The sequence below is a fragment of the Streptococcus sp. 2018037 genome, assembly GCF_019754195.1.
Lineage (GTDB): Bacteria > Bacillota > Bacilli > Lactobacillales > Streptococcaceae > Streptococcus > Streptococcus hashimotonensis.
Genome location: NZ_JAIJZQ010000005.1, coordinates 64,786 through 87,264, shown reverse-complemented (window position 1 = coordinate 87,264; position 22,479 = coordinate 64,786). Strand labels below are relative to the sequence as shown.

Below are 22,479 nucleotides of genomic sequence, written 5' to 3'. Positions count from 1 at the left end.
TTATGCAAGTAAATCGATTATTTCAATACAATACCTTAGGTGCCTTGATGGCAGGTCTTTACGGTGGGTCTCTGACAGTAGGTGAATTGTTAGAACATGGTGATTTGGGTTTAGGTACACTGGACTCTATTGATGGTGAGCTGATTGTCTTGGATGGAAAGGCTTATCAGGCCAAGGGAGCAGGGGAGAAACCAGAAGTGGTTGAAGTTCCAGCTGATATGAAGGTTCCCTATGCGGCGGTCATTTTCCATGAGGCAGAAGTGATTTTCAAACAACGCTTTGAAATGACTAGCGATGAATTGCACCAGCGGATTGAATCCTATTATGATGGTGAAAATCTTTTTCGTTCCATCAAAATCAAAGGGGCGTTTTCGCATATGCACGTGCGCATGATTCCAAAATCGGCTTCTGATGTCCGTTTTGCGGAGGTGGCAAGTCGCCAGCCTGAGTATACCGCTGAGAATATTTCAGGTACTATTGTTGGTATTTGGACGCCAGAAATTTTTCACGGGGTCAGTGTAGCTGGCTATCATTTGCATTTTATTTCGGATGATTTGACATTTGGCGGGCATGTCATGGATTATGTTATCTCAGAAGGAATGGTGGAAGTGGGGCCAGTAGATCAACTAGACCAACGTTTTCCTGTTCAAGACCGCCAGTATCTTTTCGCTAAGTTCAATGCTAAGGAAGTTAGAGAAGATATTGATAAGGCGGAGTAGGCTTCAATACAGAAAAATCCATGAACTAGATTTTCATGGATTTTATTTTATCTTCAGTTGGGGTGACACGGAGGGTCTTCTGACCTCGGTAGGTCACAAAACCAGGTTTGCCACCTGTCGGTTTGTGAAGTTTCTTGGCTTCAATCATATCGACTTGGACCAGATTGGAATGTCTGGCCTTAGAGAAGTAGGCTGCTAATTCAGCTGCGTCTGTCTTGACCTCGTCACTTGGGGCCAAGTTATCTGTGATGACCACGTGACTGCCTGGAATGTCTTTGGCATGGAACCAGAGTTCGCCTTTTTTGGCCATTTTAAAGGTCAACTCATCATTTTGTAGGTTATTTTTCCCGACCAGAATAATGGTTTTCCCGTCCGTCGCCAAGTATCGCTCAGGTTTCTGACGCTTATGGATTTTCTCACGGTGGCGACGTTTGAGGTAGCCTGTTTCAATCAATTCCTCACGGATTTCATCGATTTCTGCCAGACTAGCCTGTCCTAGCATGGTGTCAACGGACTCCAGATAGACAATGGTTGCCTTGGTTTCCTCAATCAAGTTGGTCAGGTGCTTGACCGCCTCCTTGAGTTTCTGGTACTTCTTGAAGTACCGCTGGGCATTTTGGCTAGGAGTCAAAGCCACATCCAACTCAATCTCCAGTTCCTTGCCCGTATAGTAGTTGTCTAACCGCACACTCGACTGGTCATTTGGCACTTGATGCAGATAGGTGGTCAGGAGCTCGCCCTTTTGCCGCACCAACTCCGCCGTCTCCGTATCCGCCAATTCCTGCTCCTGCTTGATTAGTTTCTTGCGATTTTTCTCCAACTCACTGGCTACCCGCTTGATCAGCTCATTGGCCTGCTGGGCCACCCGATCCCGCTCCGCCTTATCCTGATAGTAGAAGTCCAGCAGACTGCTCAGGCTCTCAAAGTGTGGCTGGTTTTCAGGGCTATTGGCAAATGGCAGAGCAGCATAGGATTTGTCTGTCAGGCTAGGCTGAGTTGCCTGGTCAAAAAAGGCACGGAAGTTCTTCAGGCGGTCTATCTGCAAATGATTGGCCAGTTCAGAAGCCGTATCCCGACCCAAACCTTGAAAGACCTGTTGGAGATTTTTTGGACTCAGTTCCTGAGTCGATAAGATTTCAAACAATTTCTCGTCAGACACCGTATAAGGATTGAGAGAATGCGTCTCCGGTGGACGAATATAGGTGGAGCCTGGCAAGATGGTTCGGTAGGAATTTTGCGAGAAACCAACGTGCTTGATAGCCTCAATAATCTTCTGTTCAGACTTATCTACCAAGATGATATTGCTGTGCTTGCCCATGATTTCCACAATCAAGGTTGCTTGGATATGGTCGCCAATCTCGTCCTTGTTGGACACCGAAAATTCTAAGATACGGTCATTGTCCAACTGACGAATCTCCTCGATAATGGCTCCCTGCAAGTATTTCCGCAGAATCATGGTAAAGGTATTGGGCACTTTTGGATTGGTAAAGTCCGACTGGGTCAGCTGAACCCGACCGAAAACCGAATGGGCGGACAGAAGCAATTTATGGCTCTGACGGTTGCTGCGGATGTTGAGGACAATCTCTTGTTCAAAGGGCTGGTTGATTTTCTGAATCCGCCCACCTTCTAAATTGGCCCTTAACTCAGCCGTCATGTGATGTAAAAAAAATCCGTCAAAAGACATGTTTTTCCTCTTTCTAATAGCTATAACTCAGTCTAGTATATCATATTTTGATGTTTTTTGATGAGACTGGTAGTCCCTACTGACATAAAAAGTTTTCAGAAAATTTAATCAAAAGTATTGACAAAGATTGATGGATGCCGTATAATCGTCTGTAATCAGAAGAAGTAGTAAAGCAGAAGTCTTCAGGAAGCCTGTGGTACTGGGAACAGGTGGCGGAGTTTTATGAAATGGGCTGATGTGCATTTATGTCTATTTTATGATGTCGTTAGTCGGTCTTGCCGTACCACCAGTACTGCCTTCACCCGACTGCCTAGTCCTAAAATGCCCTAAATTCACAAGGATTGTTTGGCATAGCATACTTTGCGTAGACTGTTTTGGCCGAGTACGAGGCAGGTCGTCGCAGCTTATACTGGCGGTATAGCAAGGAGAGTTAACGAAGTAACTAGCCCAAACAGTCACGCAAATGAACTTAAAACAATGATAGTTCGGTCCGCACACCTTACAGTGCAACTCCTTGTTAGAGGAGATGAGATATGGGAGGATTCTAGACAATTCCCATAAGTGAGGTGGCACCGTGTCATTGACGCCCTCGCGTACTGTTTTTCAGTATGCGGGGGCTTTTTCCTTGTCTTTGTAGATTGTAGTTTAATTGAAAAAATGAAATGCCGATAATTCATTCTACTTTGACAACGATAGATAATACGAGGTAATCAAGATGAAACGATGGCGATGGTGGGATAATATATTGATGATATAGAGATTGAATATTGTGTATTTTTAAAGGAGAATGAATATGTTGAAAAATAAAAATTTACTTGCTACGATTGTTGCCCTCACTGTTATGGTAATTGCTGCCCTGTTTTTGACGCAAAAAGAACAGAACAATTCATCTAATAGCACAGAAAAAGTTAAAATTGGAGTTCTGCAATTTGTGACACATGATTCATTAGATGAGATTTATAAGGGAATCAAGGCAGGTCTTAAAGAAGGTGGCTATTCTACAACAGACAATCTGGAGATTGATTTTATGAATGCTGAGGGTGATCAATCCCAAGTTCAAACCATGAGTAAAAAACTGGTGGACAATGGCAATGAATTATTGATTGGTATCGCAACAGCTGCTGCACAAGGTCTTGCCAATGCAACCACAGAATTACCCATTATCATGGGAGCTGTGACAGATCCAGTCGGAGCCAACCTGGTGACGGATTTGAAAAATCCTGGTGGAAATATCACAGGGGTATCTGACCAAACACCAGTAGCAGATGCAGTTTCTCTCATTAAAGAAATTACACCAGACGCTAAAACTATCGGTGTCCTCTATTCTTCAAACGAGGACAATTCAAAAATTCAAGTAGCGGAATTTAAGACTGCGGCGGAAGAGGCTGGCTATACTGTTCTTGAATATGCAGTTGCTTCTAGTAATGAAATTGCAGCGACAGTAGAGGTCGCAAGTAGTAAAGCAGATGTTCTCTTTACACCAGTAGACAACACAGTTGCTTCAGCATTTTCAACTGTCGTATCTGTGGCAAATAAAACCAAAACTCCGATTTTCACCAGCGTAGAAGACATGGTAGAAGGTGGAGGTATCGCATCTGTTACCCTTAGCCAATATGACTTGGGTGTGGCAACTGGTAAGATGGCTGCGAAAATTCTTGACGGTGCCAATCCAGCGGATACACCTGTACAAATCTTTAACGAAGGAACCGTTGTCGTTAACCAAAAAGTTGCTAAAGAATTAGGAATTACCTTGTCAGATGATGTGATTAGTAAAGCAAGCAAGGTTATCGAATAAGAGATAAGAGAAAAGGAAAAATATGATTGTATCAACAGTTTCACAGGCTCTTTTATGGGCTGTACTAGGTTTGGGAATATTCGTTACCTTTCGGATTCTGAATTTTCCTGATATGACGACAGAGGGCTCTTTCCCGCTTGGAGGAGCGGTTGCTGTTACCTTATTGACGCAAGGAGTTCATCCTGTCTTGGCAACGCTGGCAGCCGTTTTAGCAGGTTGCTTGGCGGGCTTTGTCACAGGCTTGCTTTATACCAAGGGGAAAATTCCCACTCTCCTGGCTGGTATCTTGGTCATGTCTTCCTGTCACTCTGTCATTCTATTTATCATGGGTAGGGCAAATTTAGGCTTACTGAATACCAAACGTTTACAAGATTTCCTTCCTTTTTCTGAGCAAATTAATGGTCTCTTGCTAGGTCTAGGTAGCCTAGTGGTGGTGATTGGTGCCTTGATGTTCTTCCTCTATACTCGCCTTGGACAGGCCTTTATTGCAACAGGGGATAATCCAGATATGGCACGTAGTTTTGGTATCAATACAAGTCGAATGGAGTTGCTAGGCCTTGTTCTTTCAAATGGTATCATCGCTCTTGCAGGTGCCTTGATTGCACAACAAGAAGGCTATGCGGATGTGTCGCGTGGTATCGGTGTCATTGTAGTCGGTATGGCTAGTCTGATTATCGGTGAGGTAATTTATGGTAACCTTACTATGTTAGAACGATTCTTGGCCATTGTTGTCGGAGCGATTTTCTATCAGTTCTTAATTTTGGTGGTCATTTCCCTCGGTATCAATACCAGCTACCTCCGTATCTTCTCGGCCATGATTTTGGCGGTCTGCCTCATGGTTCCTGAGTTGAAAAATAAACTTCTGAAAGGAGCCAGTCTGTCACGATGAAAGCAATTGTTGAATTAAAAAATGCCACCAAGGTGGTGACAAACGGTTTTGATGAAGAACGTGTGATTTTGGACAATGTCAATCTGACCATCTATCAGGGTGATTTTATTACCATTTTGGGTGGAAATGGGGCTGGGAAGTCAACCCTCTTTAATGTCATTGCTGGAACCCTACCCTTGACCAGTGGTTCAGTCCATATTCTTGGAGAGGATGTGACCAATTGGCCTGCAGAAAAGCGTGCCAAGTATCTGGCCCGTGTTTTCCAAGATCCTAAAATGGGAACAGCACCACGGATGACGGTAGCAGAAAACCTACTTATAGCTAAGTACCGTGGCGAGGGGCGGGGCTTAGTGCCACGCAGATTGGCCCAACAGACCGAAGAATTTGCCCAGCTTTTGCCGAGAGTGGGAAATGGTCTAGAAAAACATCTGGACACGCCAGCAGGGCTCTTATCAGGTGGTCAACGCCAGGCATTGAGTTTGTTGATGGCGAGTTTGAAACAGCCTGAACTTTTACTCTTGGATGAGCATACTGCAGCCCTCGACCCTAAAACTAGCCAATCCTTGATGCAGTTAACAGATGAATTGATTGAGACCAAGGGAATGACGGCCCTCATGGTCACTCACCAGATGGAAGATGCGTTGCGTCACGGTAATCGCTTGATTGTCATGAAAAATGGTCAGATTATTCAGGACCAAACAGCTGAAGAAAAATCCAAGATGAAACTGGAAGATTATTATAAGTTGTTTGATTAGTTTGAGGTTTATGTGTCAATAAAGATAAAGAAAGAATCCTGTGTTTGGTCAGGATTCTTGTTTTTTATAGTAGATTTTTGTAGTAAAATTCGACAATAGGTCTGGCAATTTTTTCAGCCAGCATAACAGGTACAGCATTTCCTATTTGCTTATATTGTTCATTTAATCGATGGTTCTCTGTCACATTTCCTTTATTTCCGTTAGAAAATTCAAACCAATCCGGAAAGGTTTGAATGCGGGCACATTCTCTGACAGATAGTCTACGATTATGGTTTCCTTGAAATACCCATGTTTCCTTGTCTATTTTTTTCATAGGTAATCCGTGGGGATGCTGGGGTGCCTGTCTAGCGCTGGCTTGGATTGTAAAGCTTTGCTCTTCCCATGTTTTCTTACGGTTTCGGCTCATGTACATAGAAGAATATGTTGAATCGAAGACATCGCTCGGCTCAAGAGGTAAATCTCCGATGGCATCTTTGAGTGTGACATATGCTTCTTTATCTGGACCGTGTGTTGCTGGTGGCAGTTGATAGACATAGTTGAATTTTTTCTGAATATCTTTTCTTACACCAATAATGAAAACACGTTCTCTTAATTGTGGAACTCCATAATCTCGTGCGTTTACAAGGTGAGCAGTAACGACATAGCCAGCGGCTGCAAAGTCTTCTGTAATTTGTTCTAGCACTTTTCCTTTTCCGAGTGTCATTAGACCTTTAACATTTTCTGCAATAAAGAACTCAGGTTTTGACTGCATGAGTGCACGGATGTAATGAATGTATAAGAAGTTACGCTCATCATCAAGCAAGCGTGGACCTGCAACACTAAAGCCTGGACAAGGAAATCCTCCAAGAATGATATTGGATTTTGGAAAAAGGGAAACTTTTTGGATATTTTTAGAACTTTTGTAAGTCGTATCAGGGAAGTTTTTTAGGTAAGACTGATTTGCTGATTCAAATAAATCATTTGAAAAAATGAAATTGATAAGCTTGTTTCTGTGACTATCATAGGACAACTTTGATTGGAACAGTTGATAAGCTTTTTCTTGACCGTACTGAGCAACAAGACCAGCTAATTCGACACCTAAATCAAGTCCACCACAGCCACTAAAGAGGGAAACAATATTGATTTTGCTTTCATCGTATTGAATAGTATCAATAACAGCTTGTTCCTTATCTTTTTCCTCTTGAGTAATGGCATCTTCGACTTTTTGAGTTTCTTCTTTGATTTTAGCTTGTAATATTTCTTCAATCTCTTCTACAGTGAAGGTGGATGAAGATATAAATTGCTTGTTTGTTTTTTTCATAAGAACTCCCAACTGAATATATACTTTACAAGTATAACAAAAAAAAATAAACTTGGCCAGTAGAAACTATTGTGGGATAATAAAGGTAGTAAAAATATATAGGAGTAGTAGAATGGCTAAGCAGACAGTACAAGGAAAAGGATTTGAATATGCTTGTATTACAACTTTTTACAAGGCTTTGACAGAATTGGGGATGAGATGTGAAATTGAAGAGAGCAAGGCCTATCTAACTGCACAAGATAATTTCCAAAAATTAGATGGCATTTTAGCAGGAAGACATGTTTCAAGCAGCTAAGGCGAGTCTAAATACTATTTTAAAGGCAGAACCAAATCTTTCTAATGGACAGGAATTAGTGACCTTATCCATTTTAGTTGATAAAAGTGGTGGAGATGGTGATGTTAGGGATATTGTATTTATCAAAGGGGAAACTGATTGGGAGATTGGAATTTCTTGTAAACATAATCATCACGCCCTAAAACATTCTAGGCTATCCAATGACATAGATTTTGGTTTGAAATGGTTGGGGCTTCCAGTTTCTAACGATTACTTTGAAGCCATCAAGCCTGTATTCACTAGGTTAGCAACTTTGAGGGATGAAACCAAGCACCTTGATAAAGCCGAGCAACATAAGTGGACTATGTTTGAAAATAAAGAGGTGGAGATTTATTTACCTGTTCTTGAAGCTTTTAAATTTGAGTTGCTTCGTCTATACGAGCAACATCAGGAAGTCCCCAAACTTCTAATTGAGTATCTACTAGGGCGAAAAGATTTTTATAAAGTCATCGCAAAGGATAAGGAACGGAAAACGATTGTTCAGGCATTCAACTTAAACGATACCTTATCTATCAATTATCAAACCATTCGTCCAAAGACAAAAATCAAGGGATTATCGACAGTTTTACCAACAAGAATTTTCTCTTTAGACTACAAGAGAGGTTCTAAAAATACTCTGGAGTTGATTATGGATAATGGTTGGTCCATCAGTTTCCGTATTCATAATGCCTCTTCAAGAGTGGAACCTTCCTTAAAATTTGATATTCAGCTAATTGGTATCCCTCAGAGTGTGACAAATATTGAAGAGTATTGGGAAGATTGATTATCGACATACGGCAATCTGTTTGTCTAAAGTCTGGAGTAATCCAGGCTTTTCTTATCCTTTGAATTTTTAGTTATAAAGAAGTATAATATACTAAATATATCAAGAGGTGCTGTCATGGATAAATTGGTTTTTGAAAGCTTAGCTGACTTGGGAATGGACTACACCATTGTAGAGCATCCACCAGCTCTGACAACTGAGGAAGCAGACCGTTACATTGAAGGGGTAGAAGGAGTACGGACCAAGTCCATGTTTCTGACTAATAAGAAAAAGACTGCATTTTATTTACTGATCATGGATGACCAGAAGCAGTTGGATATGGACCAGTTTCGTGATTTGGTGGGAGCCAATCGTATTCGCATGGCCTCAAGTGAAAGCTTGATGGAAAAAATGCACTTGCCTGCGGGTGTGGTATCTGTTTTTGGCTTGTTACATAATGTTGATAAGGATATTCAAGTCTTTTTTGATAAAGAAATCCTTTCTAAACCCATTCTAACCTTCCACGCCAATGTTAATACGAAAACAATTTTTGTAAAGACAGAGGATATTTTACGTTTTGTCGAAGAGATTGGCTTTTCAGCAACGATTGTTGACTTGGGGTAACAAAGATGAGAAAATGTTTAGCTATTTGTAGTCTGTTGTGTTGTCTCTTTTTGGTAGGATGTCGGACAGGAACAGCTTCTCAGGCAGAGATTGAACCGATGGAACAGTCAGAATTGTATACGGAAAAAGAGATTGAGGCGGCTATTCTTGTAGTTGAAGATTACTTTGATCACCATTTTAAAAGTTGTAAATTGCTGACTATCGGTTATAGTGGTGATAATGAAAAGGAATTTGATGAGTGGGCGGAGCACTATGGTGCAGAGGAAGCTATTATCCTAACTTCGTCTTTTAAGGTAGCAGCTGAGGGGGCAGAGCCCACCTTAGAGCCTAATAGTACCCATACGGATTGGAAATGGATTTTAGTGCGGAATGTTGGTGGTAAGTGGGAACATAAGGGACATGGTTACTAATGTATATGTAGAACTTCGTTGATTTTCAGCGGAGTTTTTTGTAAATTTTCTTGAAAAAATGTATAATAGAAGTGATAGCTATTTAGGAATTTCTATTTAAAAGTTGCTTTGATGGATGAATATAATGTTGAACCAAAGTGTGTCTTTTGCAAATAGAGCTCCGACATAGCAGACTGTAATTCGACTTGGAATTCCCAAGGACCGTTGGTAAGAAAAATAAAATGGACACCTGTGGGATGTCCAAAAGGAGTAAAGATGAGTACAATTAAAATTATGGCTCTTGGGGGTGTGCGGGAAAACGGAAAAAACCTGTACATTGCCGAAGTGAATGAACATATTTTTGTTTTGGATGCAGGGGCAAAGTATCCTGAGAATGAACAGTTAGGTGTGGATGTAGTCGTCCCTAATTTCGATTATTTGGAAGAAAATAAGCACCGTGTAGCAGGGGTCTTTTTATCTCACGGGCATGCGGATGCTATTGGAGCGCTTCCTTATCTCTTGGAGAAAGTGAAAGTGCCAGTATTTGGTTCGCACTTGACTATCGAATTGGCTAAGCTACTTGTCAAGGGGAATAATGCTACTAAGAAATTTAATGATTTCCATGTTATCAATGCTGATACTGAAATTGATTTCGGGGATTCAGTGGTATCTTTCTTTCAGACGACCCACTCTATTCCAGAGAGTTTAGGAATTGTCGTTAAGACGGATGAAGGAAATATTGTCTACACAGGTGACTTTAAGTTTGACCAAGCAGCAGATAAGTTTTATCGTACGGATTTTGGGCGATTGGCTGAAATCGGTAACGAAGGTGTGTTGGCCCTCTTGTCAGACTCAGCTAACGCAGATAGCAATGTTCAAGTAGCGAGCATGCATGAGGCTGGGGAGGAAATTCTCAATACGATTGCTGACTGTGATGGGCGTGTTATTGTGGCAGCAGTTGCCAGTAATATTGTACGTATTCAACAGATTTTTGATGCGGCAGAAGCAACTGGTCGTCGTGTCGTATTGACAGGACATGATGTGGAAAACATTGTCCGAACAGCGATTCAATTGAAAAAACTTCGTTTGGTCAGCGAACGCCTGTTGGTAAAACCAAAGGATATGAACAAGTATGAAGACCATGAATTGATTATTTTAGAAACTGGTCGTATGGGCGAGCCGTTAAATGGATTGCGTAAAATGTCTATCGGTAGACATCGCTACGTTGAAATCAAAGAAGGTGATCTAGTTTATATTGTTACCACTCCAAGTATTTCAAAAGAAGCGGTTGTTGCTCGTGTGGAGAACTTGATTTACAAGGCTGGTGGTACCGTAAAATCTATCACAAAGAATCTTCGCGTATCTGGGCATGGGAATGCGCGTGATTTGCAGCTTATGCTCAACATCATGAAACCTAAATATCTTTTCCCAGTTCAAGGGGAGTATCGTCAATTGGATGCTCACGCTAAGGCTGCGCTTGAAATCGGTATGTATCCAGAAAACATTATCATCGTTAAGCGTGGAGATGTCATGGCTTTTGAAGAGGGGGATTTTGTCCATAGCGGAGCGGTTCCTGCTGGTGATGTCATGATTGACGGAAATGCCATGGGCGATGTTGGAAATATCGTCCTTCGTGACCGTAAGATCCTCTCAGAAGACGGTATCTTTATCGTGGCTATCACTGTCAACCGCCGTGAGAAAAAAATCATTTCTAAAGCCAAGGTCAATACTCGTGGTTTTGTCTACGTGAAAAAGAGCAAGGATATCTTGCGTGAGGCATCAGAATTGGTGAATACAACGGTGGAAAATTACTTTACAAAGGATAGCTTTGACTGGACAGAGCTTAAGAGTGCTGTTCGCGATGATTTAGCAAAATTCCTCTTTGACCAAACCAAACGTCGCCCAGCTATTTTACCGGTAATTATGGAAGTCAAGTAAGCTGATTTATATACATAAGAAGAGCCGAGGAAACTCAGGCTCTTTACCATAAGGAGAAGATTTATGGCAATAATGAAAATTGAATACCACTCAGAAGCTCTAGATATGTCTAGACAGGTTACGGTTTTATATCCAGATCGCAATCGTGTGGAAAATCCTGATGACAACGACATTCCTGTCCTATATCTTTTGCACGGTATGGGAGGAAATCAGGATTCCTGGCTGAATCGTTCTACAGTGGAACGGTTGGTTCGTTATACCAATCTTATCGTGGTTATGGTCAATACAGATAAAGGCTGGTATACCAATACCACCTATGGCATGAATTATTATGATGCTATTGCAATAGAGTTGCCTCAAATTCTCAAACGATTTTTCCCAAATATGTCTGACAAGCGGGAGAAGAATTTTATCGCTGGTTTGTCTATGGGTGGTTATGGGACCTTCAAGATTGCTATGATGACCAATCGTTTTTCACACGCAGCTTCGCTTTCAGGCGCATTGTATTTTGATTTTGATAATCCAGCGGCAGCAGAATTGGGAAGTCTTTCGTATTGGCGAGGAGTATTTGGTGATATTTCTGATAAACAGAATCCAAATAATTTGTTAGAAATTGCTAAACAATCCGATAAAAAGACCAAATTTTATGCCTGGTGTGGTGAGGAAGATTTTCTCTTTGAAGGGCATCAAAAGGCAGTTGGAGAGTTAAAAGAGCTGGGATTTGATATAGAGGCAAGTTTCGGACCTGGTAAACATGAGTGGTACTACTGGAATCAGCAGATTGAGAAGGTATTGGCTTGGTTGCCAATTGATTTCAAATTGGAAGAAAGACTGTCCTAGTTTTTAAGAAAAGTTTCAGAAATTATGGCTATACTAAAACCTATTTCTAGAAAGAGGTATAGTCTATGAAACTTATTGGAAATATTCTACGGTGGATTTGGCGGATATTTTGGGGTCTGATTTGGTTATCAATGGTGTTATTGGCTTGTGGTCTAGGTCTGTTATTCTATTTTCAACAGGAAGCAGCGCCTCAGATGTTACAAACTCTAGCTCAAGAAGTGCAATTGATGGTCAAAGGGCAGTCTGAAGTGACGATTGAAGAAGGTGTTAATACCATTAAACACCTGACTACTGATACGGTCAATACAGCCGATCATGGTCGATGGGAAAGCAATACTGCGACTGTTTACCTTGAAACCCAGAATCCAACATTTGTAGCTGCCTATGAAACAGCCATTGCAAATTGGAATGCGACAGGGGCCTTCACTTTTGTGATGACAAGTGATCCAAATCAGGCTGATATTATTGCGACTGAGATGAATGATGGAAATACCCAGGCAGCAGGTGAGGTCAATTCAACGACTAACTTATTGACCAATTATTATAGCTCTGTAACGGTGCGTCTGAATAGTTTTTATTTATTAAACGACCAATATGGTTATGATGAGGCTGGGCAAAAAGCCCAGCACCGCTTCTCAAAGTTAGTGTCAACATCTCAGCGCAGTGGTTGATTGGCAGATTTGTTCGTGTTTTACACTCCAAATCTAACCTAATCAACTGTGCGGGGGTGGGAAAACGAACTCTTCTATGAATGGTTGAGTTCTTTCCCGCTCCCACAGCTGAGCATGAATTGGGTCATGCTATTGGTCTAGATCATGAAGATAGTCAGACCTCCGTTATGGAATCGGCAGGTTCTAATCATGGTATTCAGCAGGCAGATATTGATGCGGTCCTTGCCTTGTATTCAGAATAGAAGGGAAAATATGCTTCGAATAATTACAAACACAATAAAATGTTATCCTGAGCAAGCTCTGCTCTTTCTCTATAATGCTGGGATTTTTGCATGGATGCAGTCTACCAGCCATTCGATTATGGAACAAATCGGTATAGATAGCAACTGGTTTGATAAAATCCCCGCACCTATCAAGGCCTGGACAGGTGCAAGTCTAGAGAGTATGCAAACCTTACTCAATTCTTCCGCTTGGGGATGGCTGATTGTATCTATGATATTGATGTTGGTCATCCGCTTTGTCAAGGGCTTGATTAAGTTTGTCATCATGCTGATTATTATCGGCGGTGGTCTTTATCTACTCTGGCAGAATAGGGAATTGCTTAGCGGTTTGGTCTAAATATTTTTTGAGAAGGACAGTGACGGGAAAGTCGCTGTTTTTTGTTGAAATCAGAAAAAGGATTCCGCACTGTTACCCTAAATTATGGTACAATATTTTTATGATTATTCTAAGCGGAAACAAGATTGAACGCTCTTTTGCGGGCGAAGTTTTATTTAACAATATCAACATTCAAGTGGACAAGCGAGATCGGATTGCCCTTGTCGGAAAAAATGGGGCAGGCAAGTCCACCCTGCTCAAAATCCTTGTCGGAGAAGAAGCAGCGACTAGCGGTGACATCTCAACCAAGCGTGATTTGTCCCTTTCTTATCTGGCACAGGATAGCCGTTTTGAGTCGGAAAATACCATTTATGATGAAATGCTCCATGTCTTTGATGACCTGCGGATGACGGAGAAACGCCTGCGGTCTATGGAAGAGCAAATGGGCAGTTTGTCTGGTAATGAACTCGACCAGCTCATGAAGACCTACGATAGTCTGTCGGAAGAATTTCGTCTGGCAGGTGGTTTTAACTATGAGGCAGACATCCGTGCTATTTTGAACGGCTTTAAGTTTGACCAGACCATGTGGGACATGAAAATCTCCGAACTCTCTGGCGGTCAGAATACTCGACTTGCACTGGCAAAAATGCTTCTTGAAAGCCCAGAATTATTGGTGCTGGATGAGCCCACCAACCACCTGGACATTGACACGATTGCCTGGCTGGAAAACTACCTAGTACATTACAAGGGAGCCTTGATTATCGTCAGCCATGACCGCTATTTCTTGGACAAGGTGGCGACACTGACACTGGATTTGACCAAGCATTCCTTGGATCGCTATGTGGGCAATTATTCTCAGTTTGTCGAGCTCAAAGAGCAGAAGTTGCAAACGGAGTTGCAAAACTATGAAAAGCAGCAGAAGGAAATTGCCAAACTAGAAGACTTTGTCCAGAAAAATATTGTCCGTGCTTCGACCACCAAGCGTGCTCAGGCTAGACGCAAGCAGTTGGAAAAGATGGAGCGACTGGATAAGCCAACAACTGGTCAGAAGTCTGCCAACATGACCTTCCAGTCAGACAAGACTTCAGGAAATATCGTCTTGACAGTGGAAAATGCTGCGGTGGGCTACGATGGAGAAATACTTTCTCAGCCTATTTCCATTGACCAACGAAAGCTGGATGCCATTGCCATTGTCGGTCCGAATGGAATCGGAAAAACAACCCTGCTCAAATCCATCATCGGAGCTCTGCCATTTATCAAAGGGGAAGCCAAGCTCGGTGCCAATGTGGAAGTGGGCTACTATGACCAGACCCAGTCGGCCCTGACGCCTTCCAACACTGTCTTGGAGGAGCTCTGGTCAGCCTTTCCGACCACACCTGAAGTGGAAATCCGCAACCGCCTGGGAGCCTTCCTCTTCTCAGGTGATGATGTCAAAAAGTCCGTCTCCATGCTATCTGGTGGGGAAAAAGCCCGCCTGCTCCTCGCCAAGCTGTCCATGGAAAACAACAACTTCCTCATCCTCGACGAGCCGACCAACCACCTGGACATCGACAGCAAGGAGGTCCTGGAAAATGCCCTGATCGACTTTGACGGCACCCTGCTCTTTGTCAGCCACGACCGCTATTTCATCAACCGCGTAGCCACAAAGGTGCTAGAAATCTCGGAAACGGGCTCCACGCTCTACTTGGGCGACTATGATTATTATTTAGAGAAAAAGGCAGAGCTGGAAGTAGAATCCCAGCCTGACCAGCTAGAAAGTACCAGCCAATCAGTCGGAGCCATGGACTACCAAGCCCAAAAGGAAAACCAAAAAGAGCAACGCAAACTGGCCCGCCGCATCGAGCAAATCGAGGCAGAAATTGACAACATCGAAAACCGCCTAAGCGAGCTCAACCAAGCCATGCTAGAAACAAACGATATCGCCCGGCTGACCGATTACCAGAAAGAAATCGACCAACTGACAGTCCAACAAGAAAGCCTCATGGAAGAATGGGAAGCCCTATCCGAGCAGATGGGCTAGGTTGACAGGGAGTTGACAGTCTGTCAGAAACGCTATCAAATCAAGCCTGCAAGCAGGTCTTGCGAGGAAAAAAGTCTGCCGCAAAATTCTCTTGCGGTCAAAAATGTTATTTGCAAGCCAGCCTTTCTTGGCAAATGATTAGCGTCAGACTAAGATAAGTATAGAGATTAGCATCACTTCTCGAAGTTGGTGTCAACATCTCAGCGCAGTGGTTGATTGGCAGATTTGTTCGTGTTGCACACTTCAAATCTGACCTAACGAATGTTGCGAACTTTGTTCGCTTTATTCCCAACCTTAAACTGTCCCCCAGACAGTTTAAGCTGTGCGGGGACGGGAGTAAAACGGGCTGGGGATAGACCGTTTTAGCTCAACAACTAGAAATAAAGACTTGTTGACGAACTCTTTCTCATTTTTTGAGTTCTGTCCCGCTCCCGGAAAGGAGAAAGAAATGAACTTTGGACAACAAATCAAAGACTTACGGAAGAAGGAAGGTTTGACCCAGGAGCAGTTTGCTCTCAAGCTCAATGTGACACGGCAGGCTGTTTCCAACTGGGAAAATGACAAAAACCTACCCGACTTGGAACTCTTGATTCTCATGTCCTCTGTCTTTTCAATCTCCCTAGATCAACTTATCTTAGGAGGAACTGACATGAACAACATGACAGAAAAACTAGTCAAGGACGGTCGCGAAGGTCGCCGTACCCAGATGCACCTGACCATTACCATTATCGGAAGCTTTCTCATGGTCTTAGGCTTTGTTTGCTTTATCATCAAGGCCAATTCCGTCGAATATGTCGATGCCAAGGGTATCCTGCATGAAAATTTCTACCTGCTCCCAGTTGGATATTTGCTAGTTTTTACAGGAGCCATTGCCACGCTCCTATCCGGACTAGCCCTCCACCGCTTTAGAAAAGAAAACAAGTAACATGACCAAACACCCACGTTTCCTTAATAGCGACCAATTTTTCACCTGTCCACATTGTGGGCAGGCTCTTGGTCTTGACCTAAACAGCCTCCGTTGCCCCAACCGCCACACCTTCGACATCGCCAAGCAGGGCTATGTCAATCTGGCGCCCCAGGTCAAGCAGTCCGCCAACTACCACAAGTCTAGCTTTGAAAACCGCCAGGCCTTTTTGGAGGCGGGCTATTACGATCATCTCTATGAGGCTTTGGAGGGGAAAATAGCAGAGCTGGGCTTGCAGTCTGTCTTGGACATCGGCTGTGGGGAGGGCTTTTATTCCCGTAAGTTAGCCGAGAAAATGGACTTGGACATTCTTGCTTTTGACATTTCCAAGGATTCCATACTCCTAGCAGCTAGATCTGACAGCAGCAAGTCGGTCAAATGGTTTGTCGGTGACTTGACCAAGTTGCCTATTCAAGACAAGACCATTGACGGCATCTTGGACATCTTTTCCCCAGCCAATTATCAGGAGTTTGCCAGAGTACTGAAAGCTGATGGGGCTATTCTCAAGCTGGTCCCAGGTCCCAATCACCTCAAGGAGCTCCGCCATTTAGCCAAGGACCAACTCCGCAAGGAAGCCTATGATAACCAGGATATCGTGGACCATTTCAAGTCTTACCTAGGGCAGGTGGAGCAGGTGATGGTCAGTCGGACTCTGCCGATTACAGCCACCCATGCTCAAGTCCTGGCAGACATGACGCCTCTCTTTTTCCAAGTGGACCAGTCCAAGTTGGATTTGAGCCAGTTGACCGAGATTACGGTTGAGGGAGTGCTTTTGGTTGGAACGATATAAAAAATGAAACCGCCTCTGATTTCAGAAGCGGTTTTGCTTTATTTCTCATACTCTTCGAAAATCAAAGTCAGACGTTGTTGACTTGATTTGATGAACTTCAGTTCTATCTGCATCTGCGTCGCCTAGTCTGATTCTGATTTTCATTGAGTATCAAATTCTGCCTTGCTTTTTACATCGCCGTATTCTTCAGCGACTTCTTTGCTGAGGATGTTAGCGTAGCTGGCTAGTTGGATGTCTTGTCCGTATTTTTTGCGGAGGGCAGTTGTGACCAAGCGATAGGCTAGGTTGGCGTTGCGGGACAGGATTGGTCCGTGGAAGTAGCTGCCGAAGGTGTTTTTGTAGTGCAGACCTTCGCCGCCGTCTTCCTTGTTGTTGCCATTACCATAGATGACCTTGCCCAGCGGTTTTTGGTTGTCAGCTAAGAAGGTACGGCCTTGGTGGTTTTCAAAACCGTAGTAGGTTTCCTTGAATTCATCATTGTGAATTTTGATGTCACCGATGTAGCGGTTATTGGTCTGGTTGAGGGTGTAGTGGCCCATGATACCCAGTCCGTCAATCTTGCGGCCGCCAGCTTCGATGTAGTATTGACCAAGCAATTGGAAGCCACCGCAGATAGCCAGCATGACACCGTCATTTTCGATGAAGTCTGCTAGGCTGTCTTTTTTAGTTGGTAAATCCTTAGCTAGAATGGATTGTTCATAGTCCTGTCCACCGCCGAAAAAGGCGATGTCGTAGAAATTTTTATCAAATTCATCTGTCAGTGAAACGATGTCCACCTGAACACGAGCACCGAGCTTTTCAGCTACATACTTGAGCATGAGGATATTGCCATTGTCACCGTAGGTATTCATCAAATCACCGTAGAGGTGAGCGATGTGGAGATCATAAGCGTAGTCTTTTTCAGGACTTTTTAATGATGTATAGACCATTATTTCATCTCCTTTCCAACGGCTTGGCGTTGAGCCAGCAAGTCACGGAATTCCAGCATAGCCGTATAGGTTGCGAGGATATAGGCATGCTGACTGCTGGACTGCTCAATCAAGGTCATGATGTCTTCCAGTTTTGGTGTTTCAGTAATCTGGTCCTCTGGATAGCCAGTCACACGGAGGCGACGGGCAATTTCAGACGAGCGAACACCGCCTGCAAAGACTTGTGGAATGTCCATTTGAGTGATTTGTTCAAAGTCGGCGTCCCAAATCCAGCTGGTATCAATTCCGTCAGCGTAGTTGGCATTGAGAAGGACGGACAGGCTAAAATCGTAAGGAGCCAGTTTCATCATTTCAATGGCCTGGGTTGCACCGACAGGATTTTTAATCAAGACCAGAGTACAATCTTTATCGCCCAATTTAAAGGTTTCTTGGCGACCGAAAACTGCCTTAGACTTGTCAAAACCAGCCTTGATTTTCTCAGGAGATACGCCGAAAAATTCTGCTACGCTGACAGCTGCTAGGGCATTGTAGATATTGTAAAGTCCACCGATGTTGATTTTGTAATCCTGACCGTCAATGGCAAAGGTAGAAGAAGTATTGGTAATTTCCTTCAACTCTGTTAACTTGTAGTCCAGCTCAGGTCGGCTAAAGTCACAGTTGTTACAGATATAGCTACCCAAGTTAGCGTAGGTATTGAGCTTGTATTGGATAATCTGGTGGCAATGCGGGCAGAGAACGCCTTCGGTATTGTAGTGGGCCAGACGTGGCTCATGCTCTTCCGTCGCAAAACCGTAGTATTTAACTGGATTGATAATGCTCGTCGAGTTGAAAAGCGGGCTGTCACCGTTGGCGAGAATGGTCGCCTGAGGTGCCTTGGCAGCCCCGTCCAAAATCATCTGGTAGGTGGTATAAATCTCGCCGTAACGGTCCATTTGGTCGCGGAAGATATTGGTGAAGACAATCAGGTTAGGCTTGATAAAGTCGGTCACACGGGCCAGGCTGGCTTCGTCAATCTCCAAGACGGCAATCTTCTTGCCATTTTTATTTTTCTTGGCAGACAGGAAAGTAGCCGTAATCCCTGTTATCATATTGGCACCGCTGGTATTGGTTGTAATTTCTCCAAAGGCTTCCTGAAGGATACCGACTGTCAGGGCGGTGGTCAGAGTCTTACCGTTAGTACCTGTCACCACAACGACTTCATAATCCTTAGCCAAACTATCTAAAATATGTTTATCGAATTTGAGGGCAATTTTTCCAGGCAGGGTAGTACCACGTCCTAGTTTTTTCAAAATGAACTGGGAACTTTTTCCTGCTAGAATACCCAAAGCTGTATTTATTTTCATGGGACTATTTTATCATAAAGGTCACTGATTTTCTAGAATGGAGTGTGTTGGAATGTGATATATTCCTGCAGTAAATCTGTAATATTTTTAACAGGAAGGTCACTATTTTCTAAAGAAAAGGGGAAAAAATATGGTATAATGAGTACATTACTATGTATGAGTTAGAAAGTATGAGAATGATATGTTAAACCTAAACCAGTTACTGGATACAGGGTATTGGTCGAGTTTGATAGCCAGTCCTTGGACCGCACTGTTGCACCTAATTGATATTAGTATAGTTGTTTATTTGATTTATAATTTTAGTAAGGCTATTGCAGGTACTAAAATTATGACATTGATTCGAGGGGTTTTTCTCTTCATTATTGTCCAGATTATAGCTAGTTTATTCGGTCTGCAGACGATTGCTTGGCTGATTAATCAAGTAATCACGTATGGAGTTATTGCAGCAGTAGTTATTTTTGCACCAGAGTTGCGTGCCATGCTTGAAAAACTCGGCAGGACAACTCAGATTTTTGGGGCAAATACTGTGAGTGCAGAAGAAAAGCTAATTGTTGCTTTTCTCAAATCTGTTGCTTATATGTCTCCGCGTAAAATTGGTGCACTTGTGGCAGTAGAACAAGCCCAAACATTACAGGAATATAGAGCAACGGGGATTCCTCTCAATGCGGATATATCTCAGGAATTGTTAATAAATATTTTCATCCCGAATACACCGTTACACGATGGGGCCGTAATTGTCAAGGAAGACAAGGTAGCGGTTGCTTGTGCTTATTTGCCCCTGTCAGAGAGCGCAGGAATTTCAAAGGAATTTGGAACACGACACCGTGCAGCCATTGGCTTATCGGAGGTATCTGATGCGTTTGTGTTTATTGTTTCTGAAGAAACTGGCAGTATCTCTATTGCACGAAACGGGATATTCAAACATGACTTGACTTTGGATGAGTTTGAAGCAGAGTTGCGAGCGACTTTTATTTCTGAAAATGTAGAGAAAAAGTCCATCTGGAAGCGATTAGGAGGTGGCAAACATGAACGATAAGTTTAAAGCTGTAGGTCACTTAGCCCTATCTATTTTTCTAGCATTGTTGCTCTTTTTCTATGCAACAACCACCAACTATAAAAATTCAGAATCAGCTGCACAGAACACGGAGTCAGAAACCTATGTTCACACACTTAACAATGTACCGATTGAGATTGAATATGATACAAATAAGTATTTTATTTCCGGATTTTCTTCGACAGTGGCAGTTGAATTAAGGGGCTCTAATCGTGTTCTCCTACAGAGAGAATCAGATGAGTCAACTCGGACTTTTCAAGTGACTGCGGATTTGAGAGAGTTGAGTGATGGGACACAAACTGTCAAGCTACAATTGACCAATTTGCCGGCAGGAGTGAGTGCGACACTGGCACCTGATGCGATTACTGTCAAGATTGGTAAAAAAGTTAGCAAGGCATTCCCAGTAGCAGGTCGAGTCTATAGTAATCAATTGGCAGAAGGTTACAGTCTGTCTAAGGTTTCAGTCAACCTAGACACCGTTAAAGTGACAACGGATGAAGAAACAATGGCTAAGATTGATCGAGTCGAAGCTGTTGCGATGGATGTGAGCAATCTGTCTGAGAATTATAGTGGCACAGCTAAATTACAGGCTGTAGACAGCGATGGCAATGTCTTGCCAGTTGTACTGTCTCAGACGGAAGCAAATATGCAAATTATACTTACAAAAACAAAATAAGAGGTTATGAAAATGGGTAAATATTTTGGGACAGATGGTGTCCGTGGAGAAGCAAACGTAGAATTAACGCCAGAATTAGCATTCAAATTGGGTCGTTTTGGTGGTTATGTCCTTAGCCAGCATGAGACGGATGTTCCTCGTGTCTTTGTGGCGCGTGACACACGTATCTCAGGTCAAATGTTAGAGGCTGCCTTGATTGCAGGGCTTCTATCAGTAGGGATTCATGTGTATAAATTGGGAGTTTTAGCGACACCGGGTGTTGCTCACCTAGTCAAAACTGAAAAAGCAAGTGCAGGTGTCATGATTTCTGCAAGTCATAACCCAGCGCAAGATAACGGTATCAAATTCTTTGCTGGTGATGGTTTCAAATTGGATGATGCATTGGAAGCGGAAATTGAGGCTCTTCTTGATGCTGAGGAAGACACATTGCCACGCCCATCTGCTCAAGGTTTAGGAGATGTGGTAGAATATCCAGAAGGTCTACGTAAGTACCAGCAATTCTTGGTGTCAACTGGTACAGATTTGGACGGTATGAAAGTTGCACTCGATACAGCCAATGGTGCTGCAGCAACATCTGCACGTCAAATTTTTGTAGATTTGGGAGCAGATTTGACAGTAATGGCTGAAAAGCCAGACGGCTTGAATATCAATGAGGGCGTTGGTTCAACTCATCCTGAAAAATTGCAAGAACTGGTCAAGGAAACAGGTAGTCAAATCGGTCTTGCCTTTGATGGTGACAGTGACCGCTTGATTGCTGTCGATGAAAATGGTGATTTGGTAGACGGTGACCGTATCATGTACATCGTTGGTAAATACCTTGCTGATCGAGGTCTATTGGCCAAAAATACAATTGTGACCACAGTTATGTCCAACCTTGGTTTCCATAAGGCTTTGGATCGTGAGGGTATTGAAAAAGCTGTGACCGCAGTTGGTGACCGTTATGTGGTTGAAGAAATGCGCAAGGAAGGCTACAATGTCGGTGGTGAGCAGTCAGGACATGTGATTCTGATGGATTATAACACCACAGGTGACGGCCAGTTGACCGCTGTGCAATTGACCAAAATCATGAAAGAAACTGGTAAGAAGTTATCAGAATTGGCAGCAGAAGTGACCATTTACCCACAAAAATTGGTCAATATCCGTGTGGAAAACAGCATGAAAGACAAGGCAATGGAAGTGCCTGCTATTGCAGCTATTATTGAAAAAATGGAAGCAGAAATGGCTGGCAATGGTCGTATCTTGGTTCGCCCAAGTGGTACTGAGCCTCTCTTGCGTGTTATGGCAGAAGCACCAACGGATACTGAAGTCGATTACTACGTGGACACTATTGCCGATGTGGTCCGTGCGGAAATCGGGAGTTAGACAGAAATCAGTAACTCGTAGAGTTTGATTTCGTTGTCTAACCCCCGCAAGGTTGAGTAGGAAT

22 protein-coding genes and 1 pseudogene are annotated in these 22,479 nt (G+C 43.0%); 19 read left to right on the top strand and 4 right to left on the bottom strand.

Going from position 1 to position 22,479, the window contains the following annotated elements; translation table 11 throughout:
- Positions 1-2 precede the first annotated feature (2 nt).
- The gene (gene budA / locus K5Q29_RS03395) at positions 3-719 is read left to right on the top strand and encodes an acetolactate decarboxylase (protein ID WP_024385953.1); all 717 of its coding nucleotides are present in this window, start codon (positions 3-5) and stop codon (positions 717-719) included.
- 25 nt (positions 720-744) lie between these two features.
- Here the strand turns inward: budA and K5Q29_RS03390 are convergent, their stop codons facing one another.
- Complete coding sequence (locus tag K5Q29_RS03390) at positions 745-2,403, bottom strand: NFACT family protein (RefSeq protein ID WP_105122015.1); 1,659 nt, start codon at positions 2,401-2,403, stop codon at positions 745-747.
- Between the two features lie 793 nt (positions 2,404-3,196).
- On the opposite strand from K5Q29_RS03390, the gene trpX reads away from it, so the two are divergent.
- The 3 genes from trpX to K5Q29_RS03375 are packed head-to-tail and all read left to right on the top strand — an operon-like array spanning position 3,197 to position 5,842.
- Complete coding sequence (gene trpX / locus K5Q29_RS03385) at positions 3,197-4,198, top strand: tryptophan ABC transporter substrate-binding protein (protein WP_079396498.1); 1,002 nt, start codon at positions 3,197-3,199, stop codon at positions 4,196-4,198.
- A gap of 22 nt (positions 4,199-4,220) precedes the next feature.
- Complete coding sequence (locus K5Q29_RS03380; RefSeq protein WP_105139765.1) at positions 4,221-5,087, top strand: ABC transporter permease; 867 nt, start codon at positions 4,221-4,223, stop codon at positions 5,085-5,087.
- A complete protein-coding gene (locus tag K5Q29_RS03375; protein WP_002935681.1) occupies positions 5,084-5,842 on the top strand; it encodes an ABC transporter ATP-binding protein in 759 nt (252 codons plus the stop codon). The genes K5Q29_RS03380 and K5Q29_RS03375 overlap by 4 nt, the downstream gene beginning before the upstream one ends.
- Positions 5,843-5,906: 64 nt before the next feature.
- On the opposite strand, the gene K5Q29_RS03370 is transcribed toward K5Q29_RS03375, so the two are convergent.
- Positions 5,907-7,142: a DNA cytosine methyltransferase gene (locus K5Q29_RS03370; protein ID WP_029186778.1), complete on the bottom strand. Its 1,236-nt coding sequence runs from the start codon at positions 7,140-7,142 to the stop codon at positions 5,907-5,909.
- A gap of 112 nt (positions 7,143-7,254) precedes the next feature.
- Between K5Q29_RS03370 and K5Q29_RS03365 the strand changes: the two genes are divergently transcribed.
- The 12 genes and pseudogenes from K5Q29_RS03365 (at position 7,255) to K5Q29_RS03310 (ending at position 17,051) form a co-directional block, all read left to right on the top strand.
- Entirely contained in the window at positions 7,255-7,437 is a 183-nt protein-coding gene (locus K5Q29_RS03365; protein ID WP_105139766.1) for a hypothetical protein, read from the top strand.
- Complete coding sequence (locus tag K5Q29_RS03360; RefSeq protein ID WP_105139767.1) at positions 7,421-8,239, top strand: HaeIII family restriction endonuclease; 819 nt, start codon at positions 7,421-7,423, stop codon at positions 8,237-8,239. The genes K5Q29_RS03365 and K5Q29_RS03360 overlap by 17 nt, the downstream gene beginning before the upstream one ends.
- Positions 8,240-8,356: 117 nt before the next feature.
- Entirely contained in the window at positions 8,357-8,842 is a 486-nt protein-coding gene (locus K5Q29_RS03355) for a prolyl-tRNA synthetase associated domain-containing protein (RefSeq protein WP_105139768.1), read from the top strand.
- A gap of 5 nt (positions 8,843-8,847) precedes the next feature.
- The gene (locus K5Q29_RS03350; protein WP_024410982.1) at positions 8,848-9,252 is read left to right on the top strand and encodes a hypothetical protein; all 405 of its coding nucleotides are present in this window, start codon (positions 8,848-8,850) and stop codon (positions 9,250-9,252) included.
- 255 nt (positions 9,253-9,507) lie between these two features.
- Positions 9,508-11,169 carry a ribonuclease J gene (locus K5Q29_RS03345; RefSeq protein WP_024406880.1) on the top strand — a complete coding sequence of 554 codons (1,662 nt, stop codon included), beginning with the start codon at positions 9,508-9,510 and terminating at the stop codon, positions 11,167-11,169.
- Between the two features lie 63 nt (positions 11,170-11,232).
- The gene (locus tag K5Q29_RS03340) at positions 11,233-12,009 is read left to right on the top strand and encodes an alpha/beta hydrolase family protein (RefSeq protein WP_105139769.1); all 777 of its coding nucleotides are present in this window, start codon (positions 11,233-11,235) and stop codon (positions 12,007-12,009) included.
- A gap of 65 nt (positions 12,010-12,074) precedes the next feature.
- Positions 12,075-12,680 carry a protease gene (locus K5Q29_RS03335; RefSeq protein WP_239515184.1) on the top strand — a complete coding sequence of 202 codons (606 nt, stop codon included), beginning with the start codon at positions 12,075-12,077 and terminating at the stop codon, positions 12,678-12,680.
- A gap of 104 nt (positions 12,681-12,784) precedes the next feature.
- Positions 12,785-12,922: pseudogene (locus tag K5Q29_RS03330) on the top strand (matrixin family metalloprotease); the annotation flags it as partial.
- Positions 12,923-12,932: 10 nt separating this feature from the next.
- Positions 12,933-13,298 carry a hypothetical protein gene (locus K5Q29_RS03325; protein ID WP_105139771.1) on the top strand — a complete coding sequence of 122 codons (366 nt, stop codon included), beginning with the start codon at positions 12,933-12,935 and terminating at the stop codon, positions 13,296-13,298.
- Positions 13,299-13,398: 100 nt separating this feature from the next.
- Positions 13,399-15,297, top strand: a complete 1,899-nt coding sequence (locus K5Q29_RS03320) for an ABC-F family ATP-binding cassette domain-containing protein (protein WP_105139772.1) — start codon at positions 13,399-13,401, stop codon at positions 15,295-15,297.
- Positions 15,298-15,745: 448 nt separating this feature from the next.
- The gene (locus tag K5Q29_RS03315) at positions 15,746-16,222 is read left to right on the top strand and encodes a DUF3955 domain-containing protein (protein ID WP_105139773.1); all 477 of its coding nucleotides are present in this window, start codon (positions 15,746-15,748) and stop codon (positions 16,220-16,222) included.
- A gap of 1 nt (position 16,223) precedes the next feature.
- The gene (locus tag K5Q29_RS03310) at positions 16,224-17,051 is read left to right on the top strand and encodes a putative RNA methyltransferase (protein ID WP_105139774.1); all 828 of its coding nucleotides are present in this window, start codon (positions 16,224-16,226) and stop codon (positions 17,049-17,051) included.
- Positions 17,052-17,191: 140 nt separating this feature from the next.
- Here the strand turns inward: K5Q29_RS03310 and gatD are convergent, their stop codons facing one another.
- Together gatD and murT are read right to left on the bottom strand one after the other, a co-directional pair.
- Entirely contained in the window at positions 17,192-17,980 is a 789-nt protein-coding gene (gatD, locus tag K5Q29_RS03305; RefSeq protein WP_105139775.1) for a lipid II isoglutaminyl synthase subunit GatD, read from the bottom strand.
- Complete coding sequence (gene murT, locus K5Q29_RS03300) at positions 17,980-19,323, bottom strand: lipid II isoglutaminyl synthase subunit MurT (protein WP_205032612.1); 1,344 nt, start codon at positions 19,321-19,323, stop codon at positions 17,980-17,982. The genes gatD and murT overlap by 1 nt, the downstream gene beginning before the upstream one ends.
- A gap of 181 nt (positions 19,324-19,504) precedes the next feature.
- Here murT and cdaA point away from each other — a divergent pair, with 181 nt between their 5' ends.
- Genes cdaA through glmM form a run of 3 tightly spaced genes read left to right on the top strand, consistent with a single transcriptional unit; the run spans position 19,505 to position 22,415 of the window.
- Positions 19,505-20,359, top strand: a complete 855-nt coding sequence (gene cdaA / locus K5Q29_RS03295; protein WP_024399762.1) for a diadenylate cyclase CdaA — start codon at positions 19,505-19,507, stop codon at positions 20,357-20,359.
- The gene (locus K5Q29_RS03290) at positions 20,349-21,053 is read left to right on the top strand and encodes a YbbR-like domain-containing protein (protein ID WP_105139777.1); all 705 of its coding nucleotides are present in this window, start codon (positions 20,349-20,351) and stop codon (positions 21,051-21,053) included. Before cdaA ends, K5Q29_RS03290 begins: the two co-directional genes overlap by 11 nt.
- A 12-nt stretch (positions 21,054-21,065) precedes the next feature.
- Positions 21,066-22,415 (top strand): phosphoglucosamine mutase, encoded by a 1,350-nt coding sequence (gene glmM, locus K5Q29_RS03285; RefSeq protein WP_024382006.1) that lies wholly within the window; start codon positions 21,066-21,068, stop codon positions 22,413-22,415.
- The last annotated feature ends 64 nt before the right edge of the window (positions 22,416-22,479 follow it).